Source organism: Gaoshiqia hydrogeniformans, from assembly GCF_049347105.1.
Lineage (GTDB): Bacteria > Bacteroidota > Bacteroidia > Bacteroidales > Prolixibacteraceae > Gaoshiqia > Gaoshiqia hydrogeniformans.
Map to the genome: position 1 here is coordinate 1589730 of NZ_CP186334.1, position 16497 is coordinate 1606226.

Genomic DNA, 16497 nt, shown 5'->3' on the forward strand with positions numbered 1-16497 from the left:
ATTAATTAATTCCCCGTACCCGTTTTTCCCAGTTCCAGGCAGATAACAGGGTTTCTTCCAGTCCTTTTTCGGCTTTCCAGCCCAGTTCTTCGTTCGCGTAAGTGGTATCGGCCCATATTTTTTCGATATCCCCTGCCCTGCGTTCAACGATTTTGTAATTCAGTTTTACGCCGGTTGCTTTCTCAAATCCGTTTACGATCTCCAGTACCGAATAACCATTTCCGGTCCCGAGATTAAAGACTTCGTAGCCGGCTTTATTTTTGTTTTCAAGCAGGCGTTCGATCGCCACCACGTGAGCTTTGGCCAAATCCACCACGTTGATGTAATCGCGGACAGCCGATCCGTCGATCGTATCGTAGTCGTTGCCAAACACGCTCAGCTCGTTCCGTAAGCCTGCAGCTGTTTGGGTGATAAAAGGCACCAGGTTTTGTGGGACCCCAAGGGGTAATTCGCCGATTAAGGCCGACGGATGGGCGCCAATCGGGTTAAAATAACGCAAGGCAATTCCTTTCAGTTGCGGATAAGCCCGGATGCTGTCCTGGAGGATATCTTCATTGATCCGTTTGGTATTTCCGTAAGGCGACTCTGCATCTTTACGCGGCGTGCTTTCGGTTACCGGCAGTTTCCCGGGCTGCCCGTAAACCGTACACGACGACGAAAAAACCATATTGGCCACGCCATACTTCAGCTGGCAGTCGAGCAGGTTCATCAACGAGACCAGGTTGTTCCGGTAATAGTGCAAAGGAATTTGCACCGATTCGCCAACAGCTTTCGAAGCAGCAAAATGAATGATCGCCGAAAGGTCGCGGTTGCGGCTGAAAAAGTCATCCGTTTTCGCGGCATCGGCCAGGCTGAATTGTTCGAACGCAGGTTTTATCCCGGTAATTTTTTCAATATTGCCGAGCACACTGAGACTTGAGTTTGACAGGTCGTCGACAATGATCACATCATAACCCGCCAGCTGCAGTTCGACAACAGTGTGCGAGCCAATGTAACCGGTTCCGCCGGTTACGAGTATTTTCTTCGTCATAGGTAATTGAGTATTTTGCCCAAAAGTACAAATTTATTTTTCCCCTTATTAATTTATCCTCGTGAAGGTTATGCCAAAGCTGGTTAAAACTTACCCGGATTGTTGAAAACTTTAGGTTGTCAGCCCATTAATTTTTCCTTAATTTTGGTCTTAAACAGTATCTGCCCGTGGAATTATTAGCATATATAAAAGAACTCATTCTACTGAATGATTGTGTGATCGTTCCTGGTTTTGGCGGTTTTATAACCACCTACAAACCAGCCGGATTACAGTCTTCCCGGTTTACTCCTCCCGGTAAGTCAGTCAGTTTTAACAGAAAGCTGAATTTTAACGATGGCCTGTTCATTAACTATATTGCCGAAAAAGAAGGACTGAATTACGTGGTTGCCGGCAGAAAAGCAGACCTGCTGGTACAGGAGCTGAACTACCGCCTGACAGAAGGTGAAGAAATCAGCATTCCGGGAATCGGCACCCTGCAATACAACGATCAGGAAAACCTGATTTTCACGCCAAAACCGGAAGGCAACCTGAACCTGGATGCCTTTGGCTTATCCGCTTTCACCTACGAAAGTTTGTTTGCACGGAACCATGTCCAAAAACCGATTCCGCCGCAAAAGCGGGATGTCAACCAGGTCATGTTTCAAAAACGCAGCCTGAAGAAAGTATTGGTGGCCGTACCCCTGTTATTTGCACTGGCTGTTATTCCTTTAAAAAACAACACGGTAAACCTGCAGCAGTCCAATCTGGTCAGCCTTCCTGACATGATTACCTTGAGCGAACCCCTTCCTCAACCGGTTACGGAAACCAATCAGGAGCTTACCGAAGAAGTTGAGGCCGAACAAGCCGTTTTGGAAGATCACCGTTATTTTATGATCGGCGGAAGTTTCAGGAGTGAGGATAATGCCGATACCTTCATCTCCATGATGAACGACCAGGGATTCGATGCTAAAAACATTGGTTTTATCAAAGGCCTGCACTACATCGCCCTGGACAGTTTTGACTCCTTGGAAGAAGCGAAAACGGCCCGGAACGATTTTAAGCTCAAATCGCCCGACTCTGATGTCTGGATCTATGTAAAAGAATAAATACAGCCCCTCCCGCGAGGGGTTTTTTTATTACCCGGTACGGTACGCAGTCATTTTATTTCTTAAGAAACTTAAAGGCATGGTTCCATTGGTGGTTCCGAAATCCGGGAATGCACCACAATATCGCCAGCGCTTCGATGGGTCGTGCCGATTCCACGCCGCCCATATCCTCAGCTTCCCAGCCAAACAAATCGAGTATCATTTTTACATCCGCTTTTGCTTTATCGTTGTTTCCGCAAATAAACATCGTTGGTTTCCCATCCTGGAATACCGGATTAACCATTAAGGCATTTCCCACACTGTTAAACGCTTTCACGAAATGAATACGCGAATATTTCTGCTGAAGGTGCTCCATCAGCGAAAAGTTCTGATCGGTAAAATAACGCAGGACACCCTGATCCGGCGGATCATAGCTAATGGGGTTACAGGTGTCAATCACTGTTTTTTCGTGCAGGTTGGCCGCCCCGGCCAAATCGAGCACAAACTCGGCAACACTGCCTTTTACGGCCAAAACAACCAGGTCGCCATACCGTGCGGCATCCTCAAAGCTGCCCACCGAACCATGCTCTCCTGCTTGTTCAAGCCAATCGTCCAGATTTCTGGTATTCCGGGTTCCTAACCTGACATCGTATCCATGCTTCAGAAACCCGTTTGCCAATACCCGGCCAACAATGCCGGAGCCCAACACGCCTACTCGTTTTATCATGGCTTTAAGAATTAAAAGGTTACACAAACACATCTCGTATGCAGGTAATACGGCTTATTTTAATTTTAGTTAATTAGCCGCAGTCTTTTTTCGGCGGTTGAATATTCGGCAAGCAGGCAGTGGCTCATCGTTGGATTAATCAAAAGAAGATTTGTATCTTCAACATAAATTCAGAAATGATGCTAAAGCCTGATTTTTTAAAAGAAGGAGATCTGATTCGCATCGTATCTCCCGCCGGAAAAGCAGACAAAGAAAAAGTATTGCCCGCGACGGATTTACTCCGAAAAGCAGGCTTTGATGTTCGCCTGGGAGAACATGTGTTTGACCGCTGGTTCCAGTTTGCCGGAACGGATGATCAACGCCTGAACGACCTGCAACAGGCATTGGACGATCCGGAATGCCGGGCCATTATTTGTTCACGAGGTGGCTACGGCGCCATACGCATTGCCGACAAGCTGGATTTTAGCGCATTCGGCAGGTACCCGAAATGGCTGGTTGGATTCAGCGATGTGACCGTGTTACACGCCTTGCTTCAGAAACAGGGATTTTGCAGCATCCACGGGGCCATGCCTGCTTTTTATTTACGGGATAACCAGCCAACTGAAAGCTTTACCGAACTAATCCGTTTATTGTCGGGTGAAAAGACCCGGATTGCTCTCCCCGTTCATCCGCTTAACCGTAAGGGCAGGGCAAACGGGCAGCTCATCGGAGGAAATCTTTCCATTCTGTTCAGTCTGACAGGAACTCCATTTGAACCCGATACCGATGAAAAAATCCTGTTTATCGAAGATTTAACGGAATACCTTTACCATCTCGACCGCATGATGCACAGTCTGAAACTGGCCGGCAAACTGAAAAAACTAAACGGACTGATCGTGGGTGGCTTTACGGAAATAAAAGACAATGACTCCCCTTTTGGCCAAAGCGTGGAGGAAATCATCCTGAATGCTGTAAAAGAATACGATTACCCGGTTTGTTTTGGTTTTCCTGCCGGGCATATGGACCGGAACTTGCCCCTAATGTTTGGCGAAAACTATGCCCTTGACCTGACACCTGGTCGTGCCTCCATCAGGATGCTGTGATCAACAATTTACCGGTTACCACCTGTGCTCATTCTCATCACCTTATATCCCGACAACTTTTCTTTTCCTCCGTTTCCGGTTTTCCACCCACAGGTAGACGGTTGGCAGCACCAGCAAGGTGAGTAAGGTGGAGGTAATCAGTCCGCCAATGACCACTGTAGCCAACGGCCGCTGTACTTCGGAGCCGGGTCCCGAATTGAACGCCATGGGAATAAAACCCAGGCTGGCCACCAGCGCCGTCATCAGCACGGGCCGGAGCCGGTCGATTGCGCCATCGATGACCAGTTTCTTCAAGGGTTTATCGCTTTCTTTTCGTAGTTCATTGATGTGGTCCAACAGGACAATCCCGTTTAGTACAGCCACCCCGAACAGGGCCACAAAACCAATACTTGCAGACACGGAAAGGTACATATTCCGCATCCACAACAGAAAAACGCCGCCCGATAAAGCAAAGGGCAGGTTCAGCAGAATGATCATGGCAAAACGCATCTGTCCGAAATTGAGGTACAATAAACCAATGATAATGAACAATGACAAGGGAACTACCAACAGCAAATGATTCATCGCACGGCGTTGGTTTTCAAACGTACCGCCGTATTCCAGGAAATAACCGGGTGGCATATTGGCCTGTTCGTCGATGGTTCTTTGCAGATTTGTCACATAAGTACCCATGTCAATGTCTTTGATATTTATACCGACGATCAGTCGCCGCCAGCCATTTTCGCGCTGAATTTCGCGGGGACCTTCCTGCGCTGAAATCCGGCTCAACCGCTTCAGCGGGATAAACTGCCCGTTGGCCAGGTGTACCGGAATTTCCTGAATCTGTTGTAATTGTTCGCGAATATCTTTCGGATACCTCACTAAAATATCGAAACGGCGCTGCCCTTCATACAGTTGCCCGGCAACCTGTCCCCCAATGCCTGCCTCAATCACCTGCTGCACTTCATCCACATTCAGGCCAAACGATGCAACGGCTTCCCTGTCAATGTCAATTGTCAGGTAGGGTTGCCCGATCGGCTGTTCCACAAAATAATTGTCTGTTCCTTTCAGGTTGGCCGCTATTTTGGATACCGTTTCGCCAACTCGGTTCAGTTCTTCCAACTCTTCACCGTAAATTTTTACAGCCAGGTCAGATTTCACCCCGCTGGTCAGTTCATCCACACGCATGGCTATCGGCTGGGTAAAATTGTATGCCAGCCCGGGTTCGGTTTTCAGGTACGGTTCAATCAGGGTAACAATATCTTCCTTCTTTAGACCCTTACGCCATTCTTTCGGATTTTTGAGGACAACCCAAACATCGGTTTGATGAACACCCATCCAGTCGTTTGCCAAATCGGAACGACCGGTTTTGGGGACAACCGTTTCAATCTCAGGAATATTTTTCATGAGCTGATCAGCCAGCCAGTTGGCATTTTCAATGGATTCTTCCAAGGTGACCGAAGGCATGCGGACCTGCTCCACTAAAATGGAACCCTCATCCAGTTCGGGTAAAAACTCGCTCCCCAACCGGAACATAACCACCATTGAAAGTGCAAAAACCATCGTCGCAACACCAAGAACCAGCATCCGTTTCTGAATATTGCGCTCCAGAAAACGCCGGTAAATAGGCTGCAACCAACTAATAAGCCGGTTTTTACGCGGTTTTACTCCGTTTTTGAACACAACCACAGAGATTGACGGCACAAAAACAAGGGCGAGCAATAAGGAACCCAACACAGCAGCAGCCACTGTAATGGCCATTGGGCGGTACAAAATTCCTTCCATCCCGTTAAAAGTCATGATCGGGACGTATACCATCAGGATGATGAGCACTCCGAAAAAGATCGGTCGGACCACTTGCCTGGCAGCCTTTATGATTATTTCGTCCGCTTTCTCCTTTTTATTGCTATCGTGCAGCCGGTGAATGATGTTCTCGACCATCACCACCGAACCATCCACCACCATCCCAAAGTCAATAGCCCCCAGGCTCATCAGGTTGGCAGCCAGACCGAACTCCCTCATGCCGATAAAAGCAAACAACATGGAAAAAGGAATTACCATCGCCACGATGAGAGCTCCGGAGAATTCGCCAAGCAGTAGCAATAATACTACAATCACTAAAAATCCGCCTTCGATCAGGTTGGTGGTAATGGTGCCCGTGGTGCGTTTTATCAAATCCGACTGATCGTAAAATTTTTCAATGACCACGCCTTCGGGCAGGTTTTTATTGATCACCTCAATTTTCTCTTCGACCCCCAAAATAACATCACGCCCGTTACCTCCCCGAAGCATCATGACGATGCCGGTTACCACCTCGCCTTTTCCGTCGCGTGTAACACCTCCCTGCCTGATTTGGGTCCCCAACTCCACTTCGGCGACATCTTTTATAAATACCGGCGTGTTGCCTAACTTGGTAACCACAATGTTTAGAATATCTTCTTTTTTATTAATCTGTCCAAAACCACGAACGATGTATTGCTCTCGGTTATGCTCAAGAAAATTACCACCCGACACCGAATTATTCCTGGCAATGGCATCAATAATATCCTGAATATTCACACCGTAGATCCGCATCTTACCGGGCTGAATGATGACATTGTATTCCTTAACAAAGCCGCCAAAGGAGTTGATTTCGGTGACCCCTTTTACCACTTTAAGCTGGGGAGCAATCAGCCAATCCTGAATTTCCCGCAATTCGGTGAGCGAATAGTTTTCACCTTTCACTTCATACTGATAGATTTCGCCCAGAGCCGTAGAAATGGGACCTAACTGCGGCGCCGACACATCGGGAGGCAGCTCGTCAACAATCGACTGTAACCGCTGACTAACCATTTGCCGGGCAAAATAAATGTCGGTATTTTCTTCAAACTCAACCGTAACAGCTGACAGACCAAATTGAGAGATCGAACGGACTTCTTTCACTGCCGGAAGGCCATTCATCGCCGTCTCAACCGGGTAGCTGACCAGTTTTTCAACATCGTACGGAGAGTAGCGACCTGCCTTGGTAATGACAAGGACCTGCACGGGAGTGACATCGGGAAGCGAATTGATTGGAATCTGCATCAACGAATACACCCCTGCTGCAGCCATTAAGACAACCAGGGAGAGGGCGACAAATTTCTGCCTGACTGAAAATTCAATGATTCGTTTTAGCATCGCACTGAATTTTAGGTTATTCTCCTGAAATCAATTCAAAACGTGAAAGCGCTTTTAGACTAAATACCTGCGAAACGGCCAATTCTTCATTTTCATTGATCCCGCTTTTGGCAATAGCAAACCGATCGCGTATTTCGGCCACTTCGATCGTGCGTTTCTCAAAGGTATTATCATCGATCTTCACAAACACGATCGCCTGATTTCCGTCGTAAGTGACGGCTTCAAGCGGAACAGCAAACACTTCGCCCAACGAACTGGTAGCAATTTCGAGACGGACGTTCTCTCCCGGGCGGGGCCAGTTATTCTGGGGGTTAAGTTCAATATTCACAACCACAGAGCGGTTATCTTCATCTAACCCCGGATTAACCGAAGCCACCATGTTTTTTAATATCAGGCTGCTTTCTTCGCGTCGGGTAAGGGTAACGCTGTCGCCCGGATTGACAAAACGGGCATCCGCCGGATTCAGATAACCTTTTACCTGCACCCGTTTCAGATCGATGATCCGTCCCAATTTTTCGAGGGCATTCACCGATTGCCCCAGGTCGACCATCCGTTGGTCAAAACTACCGCTGATCGGGGCATGGATTTTCAGGCTGGGATCAATTTGTCCGGTATTCTTAAACGCTTCAATTTCGTGGTCGGGTACACCGATGGCTTTTAACTTGGCAAAAGCAGAAATGGAAGCAGCGGTGGCCCGTTGATAATCAGAAACAGCCCGATCTAATTCCGACCGTGAACTGATTGTTTGTTCAACCAGCTGTTTCAGCCGTTCCAGCCTACTGGTCTGAAACTTCTCTTCGGCAATGGCCTGCAAATATTCTGCAACCAGGTTTCCAAACACAAGGCTTTCGATCCTGAACATTTCCTGCCCTTTCCGAACCGGTTGCCCCTCGTTCACCATGATTGCGCTGATCCGTCCGTCGATCGGCGTACTGATGATGCTGACGTGGTTTGTTGCAGGGAAAACGACACCGGGAACAAGCAATCTATAGGATTGAATGCTGCGGGTTACCCGCTCTGTTTCAATGTTCAGCTCTCCTTTCTCTTTATCGGTAAGACGTACAAACAGTTTGCCCGCGGCCTGTCCGGAAACGGATGGCGGTGTTTTCTGTATTTCGGTGGCGGCAGGTTCTTTTCCGCCTCCTCCCGAACAGGAAACCCAGAACACCGGTAAACCCAGGATCAGGAGTGCCATAAGGTATCTTTTCGATATCAACATCATATTTTCCATATTAGTACACTAAATTTAGGTTCAGAAATTTCTCCAGTTGTATGAGTTCGAGGTAGTAATCCCGCAGCGAATCGAGGTAACGTTTTTGATTTGCCAGAAAAGTTTGTTGCGCATTGAGCAAATTGAGCAGGTCGGTTTCGCCAAGCCGGTAAGCTTCGAGGCTCAGCTGCTGCAACTTCTGCGACTTTCCGCTCATGGTTTGCCGGTACCGGTCGATAATTTGCTTGCTGGTGATGTAGCCATGCCAGGCATGCTCAATTTGTTGCTTCATTTCCAGTTCAATCGACTTTTGCTTCCACTCAATTTCTGTTTGATGTGCTTCTGCCATCCTGATCTTTCCTTTTTGCTCAAAAGGGATCCAGACAGGGATGCTGAGTCCAACTTCAAATCCGTTGTAGTTGAACCCGTCGCCGTAGTTTTGCCGGTAAAGGTTGAAACGAATGTCAGGCAGAAAATTACTTTTCGCTTCTTTTAATTTGTATTGCGAAGATTGATACTCGTGCAAGGCAGCAATGTACGCTGGTTGTTCGTGTAACACAGACAAAGCCAGGATCTGGTCAATTTCCACGTCTGTACTGCTCAGGCTATCGGCAAACTGAATGCTGTAATTGATGTCGGGTACCTCCATTCCCATCAGGTAAAACAAGCTGTAACGGGCCAGGTGTAACAAGCGTTCGGCCTCGCTCAATGTATTTTCGGCTTCGGCCACCTGTAGCTCGGCATTCATTAAATCCATCCCGTTTCCGACCCCCGTTTCAAAGCGTGCATAAACCGCATTGTACAGTTCAGAGGACAGCTTCTTTTGCTGTTCTCCCAAATCTTGCAGATAAAGAGCATAAAGAATATCGATATAACGCGATTTGACTTCAGACTTGATTCCATTTTCCATCGCCCGGATCCGGTACTCCAATGCCCCGGCTTCCTCACGCACTGCTTTGAGCCGGTAAATGGTCGTTAACGGAAAGTCGACCGTTTGGGAGATGGTCCAGCGTCTTTCCTCAAAAGGTCGGGCAGCCTTGTTGTCAATGCCTTCCTCAAAATAACTGATTTCGGGAGTTCCGATGCCGGTTAGGGTCCGCCATTCATTTTCCTTTTGTACAAGCGCGGCACGTGCCTGGTTCAGACCGGGATTGTTTATTAAGGCTGAGTCAACAGCTTGTTCAAGCAGTAAAAGCCTTTCCTGAGCATAGTTGAAGAGGGGAGCAAACAGCACGAGAATAATCAAATATTTAAACATGGTTCAAGGTTATTTTCGTAAAGAACAAATGTTTGGATAAAAAGACAATTAAAATCGTTTATTGTTTTTCATTAAATTTACGAAATTTGATCCTGATGGTTAATCAGTTAATTTGATTTTAATTTTTAAGGAACAAATGAACCTCCAAAAAGAAATCGGTGACCGGGGAGAAGAAATTGCCCGCGAACATTTGCGCTCACTGGGTTATGTTATTCTGGAAACCAACTGGCATTTTCACCATTACGAGATCGATATTATTGCCCGCGACGGCGATGAACTGGTGATCATTGAAGTTAAATCAAGAACCGGCGCCAGCTTCGAACATCCGTCGGAGGCGGTAAGCAACAAAAAGATACGTTACCTGGTAGAAGCCGCCGAAGCCTACATCTTTAAAAAAAACAGCAGACTTGACACCCGGTTTGATGTGATCTCCATCATTTTCTACAATCAAACTTTTGAGCTGGAGCATTTTAAAGATGCCTTTTACCCCACGGCCTGATATCCGGATTTATCTCTATTTTTGATCTAATCATTTTTAATATGGATATTGAGAAATTACGCGCTTACTGCATTTCGAAGAAAGGAGTGACCGAAGAGTTTCCCTTTGATGAAACAACGCTGGTTTTCAAAGTGGTGGGTAAAATGTTCGCCCTGACCGACCTGGAAGGCGACTTGACCGTTAATTTGAAATGTGATCCTGAAAAAGCCCTTGAACTGCGCGAAACATATGCCTGCGTTCAGGCCGGCTATCACATGAATAAAAAACACTGGAACACGGTACGCGTGGACGGATCGGTGAAAGACCAGCTGGTTGAAGCATGGATTGACCATTCGTACCAGCTGGTGGTTGAGAAACTGACCAAAGTACAAAAAGATCAATTGGCCAAACTATAATCCTGCGTATGATTGAATTTGAATTGCAAACCGAATACATTGAACTGATCAAACTGCTGAAATTGCTCCGGCTGGTCGAATCGGGAGGAATGGCCAAACTGGTGGTTGAAGACGGCCTGGTTGAACTGAACGGGGAAGTTGAATACCGGAAACGGGCAAAGGTGAGGAAAGGCGACCGGATCCGGTTCGACGAACAGACCATCATCATAAAATAAGTAAGCCGGCAGAGGGCCTGCCGGCTTGAAACGCTAGTGTAAAGGTGGAATGAAAGAAAAAAACTGATTTTAATTAATCATGGTGTTTCAACCAACTCAAAGGTAAGGCATTCAAAAGGATCCTGTCAAACTTTTCGCCCGGCTTTGAACGAACGATACTAAATCTTTGACGAAACCTATGTTTTCTGTTCATGAACGAATGCTTTTTAACCATTTTCACATTTTTTAAGTTTAGAACTTTACGTTCAGGCCGATTCCGAATAATTCCTTGAATTGAATCCGGGGTCCTATCTCATCCGTGAGCCCGTCATGGTCCTTATCGATCGGGATTTTGATATCATTGTCGTAAATCAGGTTGGTAATCAGGTTTGCCGATAAAAAGCTGTTAATCTTCATATTAATCATCAAATCCCAGAAGATATCGATATTACCGGGCTGATTCAAATAGTTCGAAAACAGGTCGAGTTTTCGGGTTTTCCCGGTTCGGATAATTATACCCGTTGGTAAACTGCGACCTGAAATTAAACAGAACGGAATAGTAGATTTTCCCGTTCGATTTCAAGCCGTATTTCGAACTCAGGTCAATCTTATCATCCGATTTGATATACCGGCTGTCGCCTTCTTTCAGAATCCCGTAACCCAGGTTAAGGGAATTCTCCCAACTGCTTCGTTCTTTTTGGTAATTGGCAAAGGTACTGAACAGCGCCGTCCCGGAGGCGGAGCTTTTCCCCCCGGCTACCCAGTTTGACAACGAAACCTGCGAAAAACTAAAGGAAATCTGTCCCCCTGTTTTCCAGTTCTTAATTGAGTCGGAAGCCTCATGTGCCCATACGGCCAAGGGCAACATAAACAAAATCAACCCATATTTTTTCATACCGTTTTATTTTTAAGATGAACATCCAATTGCGGAAACGGGATATGCAGTCCGCCCTTGTCAAACTCTTTGTAGACTTTTTCATTCATACTGAAAAACACCGCCCAGTAGTCGGTTGATTTTACCCACACCCGCACCGTCAGGTTAACCGAACTGTCGGCCAGCGCTCCCAAAACAATGAACGGTTCAGGTTCGGCATGGATCCGTTCGTCGTCGCCGATCAGCTTCAGCAAAAGCGCCCTGGCCCGGTCAAAATCATCGCCGTACGATATACTAAAGGAGAAATCGACCCGCCGGTTTTCTTCGGATGAATAATTGATTAACGAGCCGGTTGATAATCCTCCGTTAGGAATAATAATGGTTTTGTTATCGGGCGTTTTCAGGACGGTAATAAAGATCTGTATTTCCGATACAACCCCGGCATAACCCTGTGCCTCAATAAAGTCGCCAACCTTAAACGGTTTAAAAATCAGGATCATGATTCCGCCGGCAAAGTTTTGAAAAGTCCCGGAGAGCGCCATACCAACTGCTAAACCGGCTGCCCCAAGAATCGCGATAAACGAGGTCATTTGCACTCCGATCATCCCGATAACAGTGATAAACAGCATCACCTTAAGCAAGATACCCGTCAGGCTATTTAAAAATCCTCTCAAGGAGGCGTCCACCTGTCTTTTCTCCATGACTCTCAGAAGCCCCCTGGATATCAGCTTAATGACCCATAAACCAATGAAAAGTACAATTATAGCAATCAGCAGTTTTACTCCGTAAGCAAGCACCAACTCTGCCGACAAAGCCGATAAATTCTCAAATATTTCCATATGATTACGTATTAATTCTTCTAAAGTTAAACAGAATTAAACAAAATCAGGGCCTGTCGTGAGATTTATTCCTGAAAAGAAGCTGTGTAAAAGGTCGAAAAAGTCCTCATTTTTTGTTTTTGAACACGAGCCGTGTTCGCCTGCATTAAACGAAACGGTTTTTTAGCAGTCTAAGTTTTTGCATACAAGGAACGAGTTTTTTTTCATGAATTACCGGAAAGCGTGCAGAGGCAGCTTTCCGGTTTCTTTTTTACCGGGCCTTCATCATCTTTTCGCTCACCAGGAAAACAACCGGCTTTCCCGAATAAGGGTTTGTGCGGACAATGACCGGGGTTTGGTATACTTCTTCGATGGTTTCGAAGGTCAGTACCTCATCGGGCTTGCCTTGGGTGACTATCTTTCCGCCGTTAAACAACAAGAGGTGGTCGCAATACTCCGAAGCCAGGTTGAGGTCGTGGATCACCATCAATACCGTCAGGCCCAATTCATCGTTTAATTGCCGGAGAAGGTTCAGGATCCGCACCTGGTGCGTAATATCGAGGTGCGAGGTGGGTTCGTCCAGCAACAGCAGTTCCGGTTGCTGGGTCAGGGCGCGGGCAATGGCTGCCCGCTGCTGTTCTCCCCCACTCAGTTCGGTCATCAGTTTATCTTTATGGTGAAAAACGTCTGTCAGCTGCATGTACCTGTCGGCAATTTCGCGGTCTTTTTTTGTTTCGAAGAACTGAAAGCGGGAATAGTACGGAATACGTCCCATCAGCACGTAATCCTCCACGGTAATCTGGTCGGCATCGGCAAACTGAGAAACAATGGCGATGTTTTGCGCCCGTTTGCGTAAAGACAGGGATTTCAGGCATTGCCCATGCAGTGAAATTTCGCCCGACAACGAAGCCAGCGAACCGGTAATGCCCCTGAACAAGGTGGTTTTGCCCGATCCGTTGGGCCCGATAATACCGGCAAAGGTTCCCTTTTCCAACGTCAGGCCAATCCCCGATAACTGAAAGGAAGGATAACCGCACGAGTAATTTTCGACCGTAAAAAATGACTTCGCCATATTACATTCCTTTCTTCATCTTTTGACTCATCAACAAAATAAAAACCACACCGCCGATGATGCCGGTAATCACCCCGATCGGCAGTTCGTTGGGCGAGATAATGGTGCGTGCCACCACGTCGGACAACACCAGGAACGAACCGCCCAGTAAAAAAGAGCTGATCAGCAGGATGCGGTAGTCGGTTCCCAGGAACAGCCGCAACAAGTGAGGAATAATCAGTCCGACAAAGCCAATAACCCCGGCTACTGAAACGGAAATACCGGCCAGCAGCGAGGCCAGTAAAAAAAGGATTTTGATGGCTACATTCGTATTAATGCCCAGGTGAAGCGCTTTTTCTTCGCCCAAACGCAGGGCGTTGAGCGGCTGCACAAACAGGTACGACAGGAACAACACCACGAGGGTGACGATCAGCGTGAGCCACACCAGGCGGGTATCAGGCTCATCGAGCGAACCCATGATCCAAAACACGATACCGTGCAGGTTTTCGGCGCTGCTCACCGCCATCAGGAACATCATACCCGACGAGGCCACAAAACTGACCATAACACCCGTGAGCAGCATGTGTTGAATATTGACGTTTCCTTTGCGCGAACTCAGCGTGTAAACCAGGAAGATGATGAAAAAAGCGCCTAAAAAGCCCGAAAGCGGGAGGGCATAACTCCCGAACTTCAAATGCAGGCCCAGCACAATGGTGAAAGCCACACCCAGCGAGGCCCCGCCCGATATGCCCAGGGTAAACGGCTCGACCAGCGGGTTGCGGTAAATTCCCTGCAACATTACGCCGGCCAGGCTGAGCGCCCCGCCAACCGAAACACCCAGCACAATGCGGGGCATCCGCACCTGGCTGATGAGCATATGCTCCAGCGAGCTTTCGTCGCCGCCTGAAAACAAAAGTTTCAAGGATTCGCCCAAACCAATTTTTAACTCGCCTGTGCTGAGCGAAACAAGGACTGCAACCAACAGCAAAGCCGACAAGCCCGCCACAACAAGTAACCATTTAAAATATTTCGGTTGATCCTTCACGCTGGATGTTTGTATTTGCTATCGTTAAAATTCAATGCCCCCTTCACAATATCATTTCCTGGCCAGGGGCGCTTTATTGTTTATCCGAATAAATCAGACCAATGATTTCTTCGAGCGCTTCGGCAAACGAGATCGGCGTCGGGCTGCACGTGCGGTCGGCGTCAACAATAAAAATCTGTTGCTTTTTTACAGCGCTCAGGCTTTTAAACTGCTCCCAGCCTGCTTTCTCTTCGGTTCCCACGATGCCCATTAATACCACGATAATGACATCAGGGTTACGCATCAGCACCGTTTCGCGGGTGATGCTGCCCACGGTAAGGCCGGAAGCCATATTTTCGGCTCCCGAAAAGCGTATAAAGTCGTTACAAAAGGTATTGGGAACCACTGCGAATAAGGGATTGGCTCCAATTTGCATAAACATTTTCTGCCCGGTTTGTTTTGCCGGCACCCGTTGCCTGATCTTCGTTACGCGTTCGCGAACGTCGGCAATCAGTTGTTCGGCCGGTTGTTTCCGGCCCAGTTTTTCGCCCAGCTCAATAAACTGGCTGCAAATTTCGTCGAACGATTTCGGGGTTTCAAACACCAGCACCCGGATACCCAGTTTACGGAAGGTTTCGATGGTTTTGGGGTTGGTGAGCGTGGTGGTGACGACCAGGTCGGGCTTCAGCATCACCGCCTTTTCGTAATTGACCTGCACGGCCGTGGCTACCACTTCGGCATCGGTTTTACTTTGAAGGGTGCAGTAGTTGGTGCAACCCACCAATAAATCACCGGCTTCGAGCAGGTACAGGTTTTTGGTCAACGAAGGGGCCAGCGAAATAATCCGCTTCGGATACTGTGCCCCAGCGCTCAGGCTGCACAAAACAATGAGCAGTATGGCTGCTCCGGCGTAAAATCTTTTTTTCATTCCACATTGGGCATTTCGCCTCAGAGAAATCGAATGGGAAGAATGATTACTTTCCAACGATCTTTTTTCCCCGAAGATCAGGTTAAACATTTTATTTTGCCGGCAGGTCTTCTGGCTCGCCCTCCTTCGGGCCTTCCCATCCGGCAGTGGCCGGACAGTGGCGTAAGTTCCGAAGAAACATACAGGCTTACAGCAGCGGGGACTGCTCCGGATTTGCACCGGATTCCCTTATTAAGGCGCTTTCCTGCTCAACAGGAAAGATAGCCACCGAAACGCTGCAAAAGTAGGAAATAATAATGCTTCCTGCAATTGCGGTCCTTGCCCGGGCAGACTCATCCTTTCCTTTCGATTACGGTTTTCGCAGGTTGAACAGATTGTTCTATCTCATCTCCCGGCAGGAAGCATCGTTTAAAAGGATATCCGGCGGGTGAGTTCCTGGTATTTTTTTCACCGTTATAATGATTAACCGGGCGATATCACTTTCATCTGCGGGAGCCCCATAAGCATATTGGTATTTCGGGCTCGTTGCTTTTTTTCATCTGTATCCCGCAAAATTTTCTCCTAAGAGAAAATAAATTTCCATATAGGAGAAAAAATATTTTCATATAGAAGAAAATTTTGCTGCATCAAGATGAAAATAAATTGACGCCTAAATACAATGTTAAATTATTTATTAACAAAACTTGACTTATTGAAATCATTGTCATAAATTGTCTTTAATTATCATATTACCAATTTTTAATTAATCTCCAAACATGCTGAAATACAAATTAGTTGAGCGTGGCAATCCAAGTGATCCCACCGCACCAAAAAAAATTTACGCATCGCCTGTAAAAAACGGCACTAAAACCATTAGCTCATTAAGTGGCGATATCGCCGATATCTCGTCGCTGAGCCGGGGCGATATCAATAACGTGATTACCAACCTGGTAGAACGAATCCCCAAAGATTTACTCGACGGGAAATCTGTCAGCCTGGGCGAACTCGGAACTTTACGCGTAAGCTTTAGCAGCGAAGGTGTTGAAGATGAAAAAGATTTTCACACCTCAAAAATTAAGGGTCTCAAAGTCATTTTTACCCCCGGTAAACTCATCAAGGACGAACTGAAGAAGGCAAAATTTAACAAATAGGGCAGAAACAAACCTGATTTTTTCGATGAGAGATGCGGGCAGCTGCCTGCATCTCTCTTTTTATGTGCGGCTGACCGG

General features: G+C 47.1%; 17 protein-coding genes and 1 riboswitch. Of the genes, 6 read left to right on the forward strand and 11 right to left on the reverse strand.

Features of this window, described 5'->3' with window-relative positions; translation table 11 throughout:
* Position 1: 1 nt before the first annotated feature.
* The gene (galE, locus tag ACOIT5_RS06415) at positions 2 to 1030 is read right to left on the reverse strand and encodes a UDP-glucose 4-epimerase GalE (RefSeq protein WP_423129646.1); all 1029 of its coding nucleotides are present in this window, start codon (positions 1028 to 1030) and stop codon (positions 2 to 4) included.
* Between the two features lie 167 nt (positions 1031 to 1197).
* On the opposite strand from galE, the gene ACOIT5_RS06420 reads away from it, so the two are divergent.
* Positions 1198 to 2115 carry an SPOR domain-containing protein gene (locus ACOIT5_RS06420; protein WP_423129647.1) on the forward strand — a complete coding sequence of 306 codons (918 nt, stop codon included), beginning with the start codon at positions 1198 to 1200 and terminating at the stop codon, positions 2113 to 2115.
* A gap of 55 nt (positions 2116 to 2170) precedes the next feature.
* On the opposite strand, the gene ACOIT5_RS06425 is transcribed toward ACOIT5_RS06420, so the two are convergent.
* Entirely contained in the window at positions 2171 to 2821 is a 651-nt protein-coding gene (locus ACOIT5_RS06425; protein WP_423129648.1) for an NADPH-dependent F420 reductase, read from the reverse strand.
* A gap of 176 nt (positions 2822 to 2997) precedes the next feature.
* On the opposite strand from ACOIT5_RS06425, the gene ACOIT5_RS06430 reads away from it, so the two are divergent.
* Positions 2998 to 3903, forward strand: a complete 906-nt coding sequence (locus tag ACOIT5_RS06430; RefSeq protein ID WP_423129649.1) for a S66 peptidase family protein — start codon at positions 2998 to 3000, stop codon at positions 3901 to 3903.
* Between the two features lie 42 nt (positions 3904 to 3945).
* Here the strand turns inward: ACOIT5_RS06430 and ACOIT5_RS06435 are convergent, their stop codons facing one another.
* Genes ACOIT5_RS06435 through ACOIT5_RS06445 form a run of 3 tightly spaced genes read right to left on the reverse strand, consistent with a single transcriptional unit; the run spans position 3946 to position 9506 of the window.
* Complete coding sequence (locus tag ACOIT5_RS06435; RefSeq protein WP_423129650.1) at positions 3946 to 7038, reverse strand: efflux RND transporter permease subunit; 3093 nt, start codon at positions 7036 to 7038, stop codon at positions 3946 to 3948.
* Positions 7039 to 7054: 16 nt separating this feature from the next.
* Complete coding sequence (locus ACOIT5_RS06440; RefSeq protein ID WP_423129651.1) at positions 7055 to 8233, reverse strand: efflux RND transporter periplasmic adaptor subunit; 1179 nt, start codon at positions 8231 to 8233, stop codon at positions 7055 to 7057.
* Between the two features lie 37 nt (positions 8234 to 8270).
* Complete coding sequence (locus ACOIT5_RS06445) at positions 8271 to 9506, reverse strand: TolC family protein (RefSeq protein ID WP_423129652.1); 1236 nt, start codon at positions 9504 to 9506, stop codon at positions 8271 to 8273.
* A 136-nt stretch (positions 9507 to 9642) separates the two neighbouring features.
* Between ACOIT5_RS06445 and ACOIT5_RS06450 the strand changes: the two genes are divergently transcribed.
* The 3 genes from ACOIT5_RS06450 to ACOIT5_RS06460 are packed head-to-tail and all read left to right on the forward strand — an operon-like array spanning position 9643 to position 10615.
* Complete coding sequence (locus ACOIT5_RS06450; protein ID WP_423129653.1) at positions 9643 to 10005, forward strand: YraN family protein; 363 nt, start codon at positions 9643 to 9645, stop codon at positions 10003 to 10005.
* A 41-nt stretch (positions 10006 to 10046) separates the two neighbouring features.
* Positions 10047 to 10400 (forward strand): MmcQ/YjbR family DNA-binding protein, encoded by a 354-nt coding sequence (locus tag ACOIT5_RS06455; protein WP_423129654.1) that lies wholly within the window; start codon positions 10047 to 10049, stop codon positions 10398 to 10400.
* An 8-nt stretch (positions 10401 to 10408) separates the two neighbouring features.
* Positions 10409 to 10615, forward strand: coding sequence for an RNA-binding S4 domain-containing protein (locus tag ACOIT5_RS06460; protein ID WP_423129655.1), 207 nt, complete (start codon positions 10409 to 10411; stop codon positions 10613 to 10615).
* Between the two features lie 231 nt (positions 10616 to 10846).
* On the opposite strand, the gene ACOIT5_RS06465 is transcribed toward ACOIT5_RS06460, so the two are convergent.
* From ACOIT5_RS06465 to ACOIT5_RS06490, 6 genes are all read right to left on the reverse strand, one after another.
* Positions 10847 to 11011, reverse strand: a complete 165-nt coding sequence (locus tag ACOIT5_RS06465) for a hypothetical protein (RefSeq protein ID WP_423129656.1) — start codon at positions 11009 to 11011, stop codon at positions 10847 to 10849.
* Positions 11012 to 11042: 31 nt separating this feature from the next.
* Complete coding sequence (locus ACOIT5_RS06470) at positions 11043 to 11489, reverse strand: DUF3078 domain-containing protein (RefSeq protein ID WP_423129657.1); 447 nt, start codon at positions 11487 to 11489, stop codon at positions 11043 to 11045.
* On the reverse strand, positions 11486 to 12307 hold the full coding sequence (locus ACOIT5_RS06475) for a mechanosensitive ion channel family protein (RefSeq protein WP_423129658.1): 822 nt from the start codon (positions 12305 to 12307) through the stop codon (positions 11486 to 11488). Before ACOIT5_RS06475 ends, ACOIT5_RS06470 begins: the two co-directional genes overlap by 4 nt.
* 250 nt (positions 12308 to 12557) lie before the next feature.
* Positions 12558 to 13358, reverse strand: a complete 801-nt coding sequence (locus ACOIT5_RS06480) for an ABC transporter ATP-binding protein (protein WP_423129659.1) — start codon at positions 13356 to 13358, stop codon at positions 12558 to 12560.
* 1 nt (position 13359) lies between these two features.
* Positions 13360 to 14382, reverse strand: coding sequence for a FecCD family ABC transporter permease (locus tag ACOIT5_RS06485; RefSeq protein WP_423129660.1), 1023 nt, complete (start codon positions 14380 to 14382; stop codon positions 13360 to 13362).
* Positions 14383 to 14455: 73 nt separating this feature from the next.
* Positions 14456 to 15289, reverse strand: a complete 834-nt coding sequence (locus tag ACOIT5_RS06490; RefSeq protein WP_423129661.1) for an ABC transporter substrate-binding protein — start codon at positions 15287 to 15289, stop codon at positions 14456 to 14458.
* Positions 15290 to 15373: 84 nt separating this feature from the next.
* Positions 15374 to 15576: riboswitch (cobalamin riboswitch) on the reverse strand.
* Between the two features lie 468 nt (positions 15577 to 16044).
* Here ACOIT5_RS06490 and ACOIT5_RS06495 point away from each other — a divergent pair.
* Positions 16045 to 16419 carry an HU family DNA-binding protein gene (locus ACOIT5_RS06495; RefSeq protein ID WP_423129662.1) on the forward strand — a complete coding sequence of 125 codons (375 nt, stop codon included), beginning with the start codon at positions 16045 to 16047 and terminating at the stop codon, positions 16417 to 16419.
* The last annotated feature ends 78 nt before the right edge of the window (positions 16420 to 16497 follow it).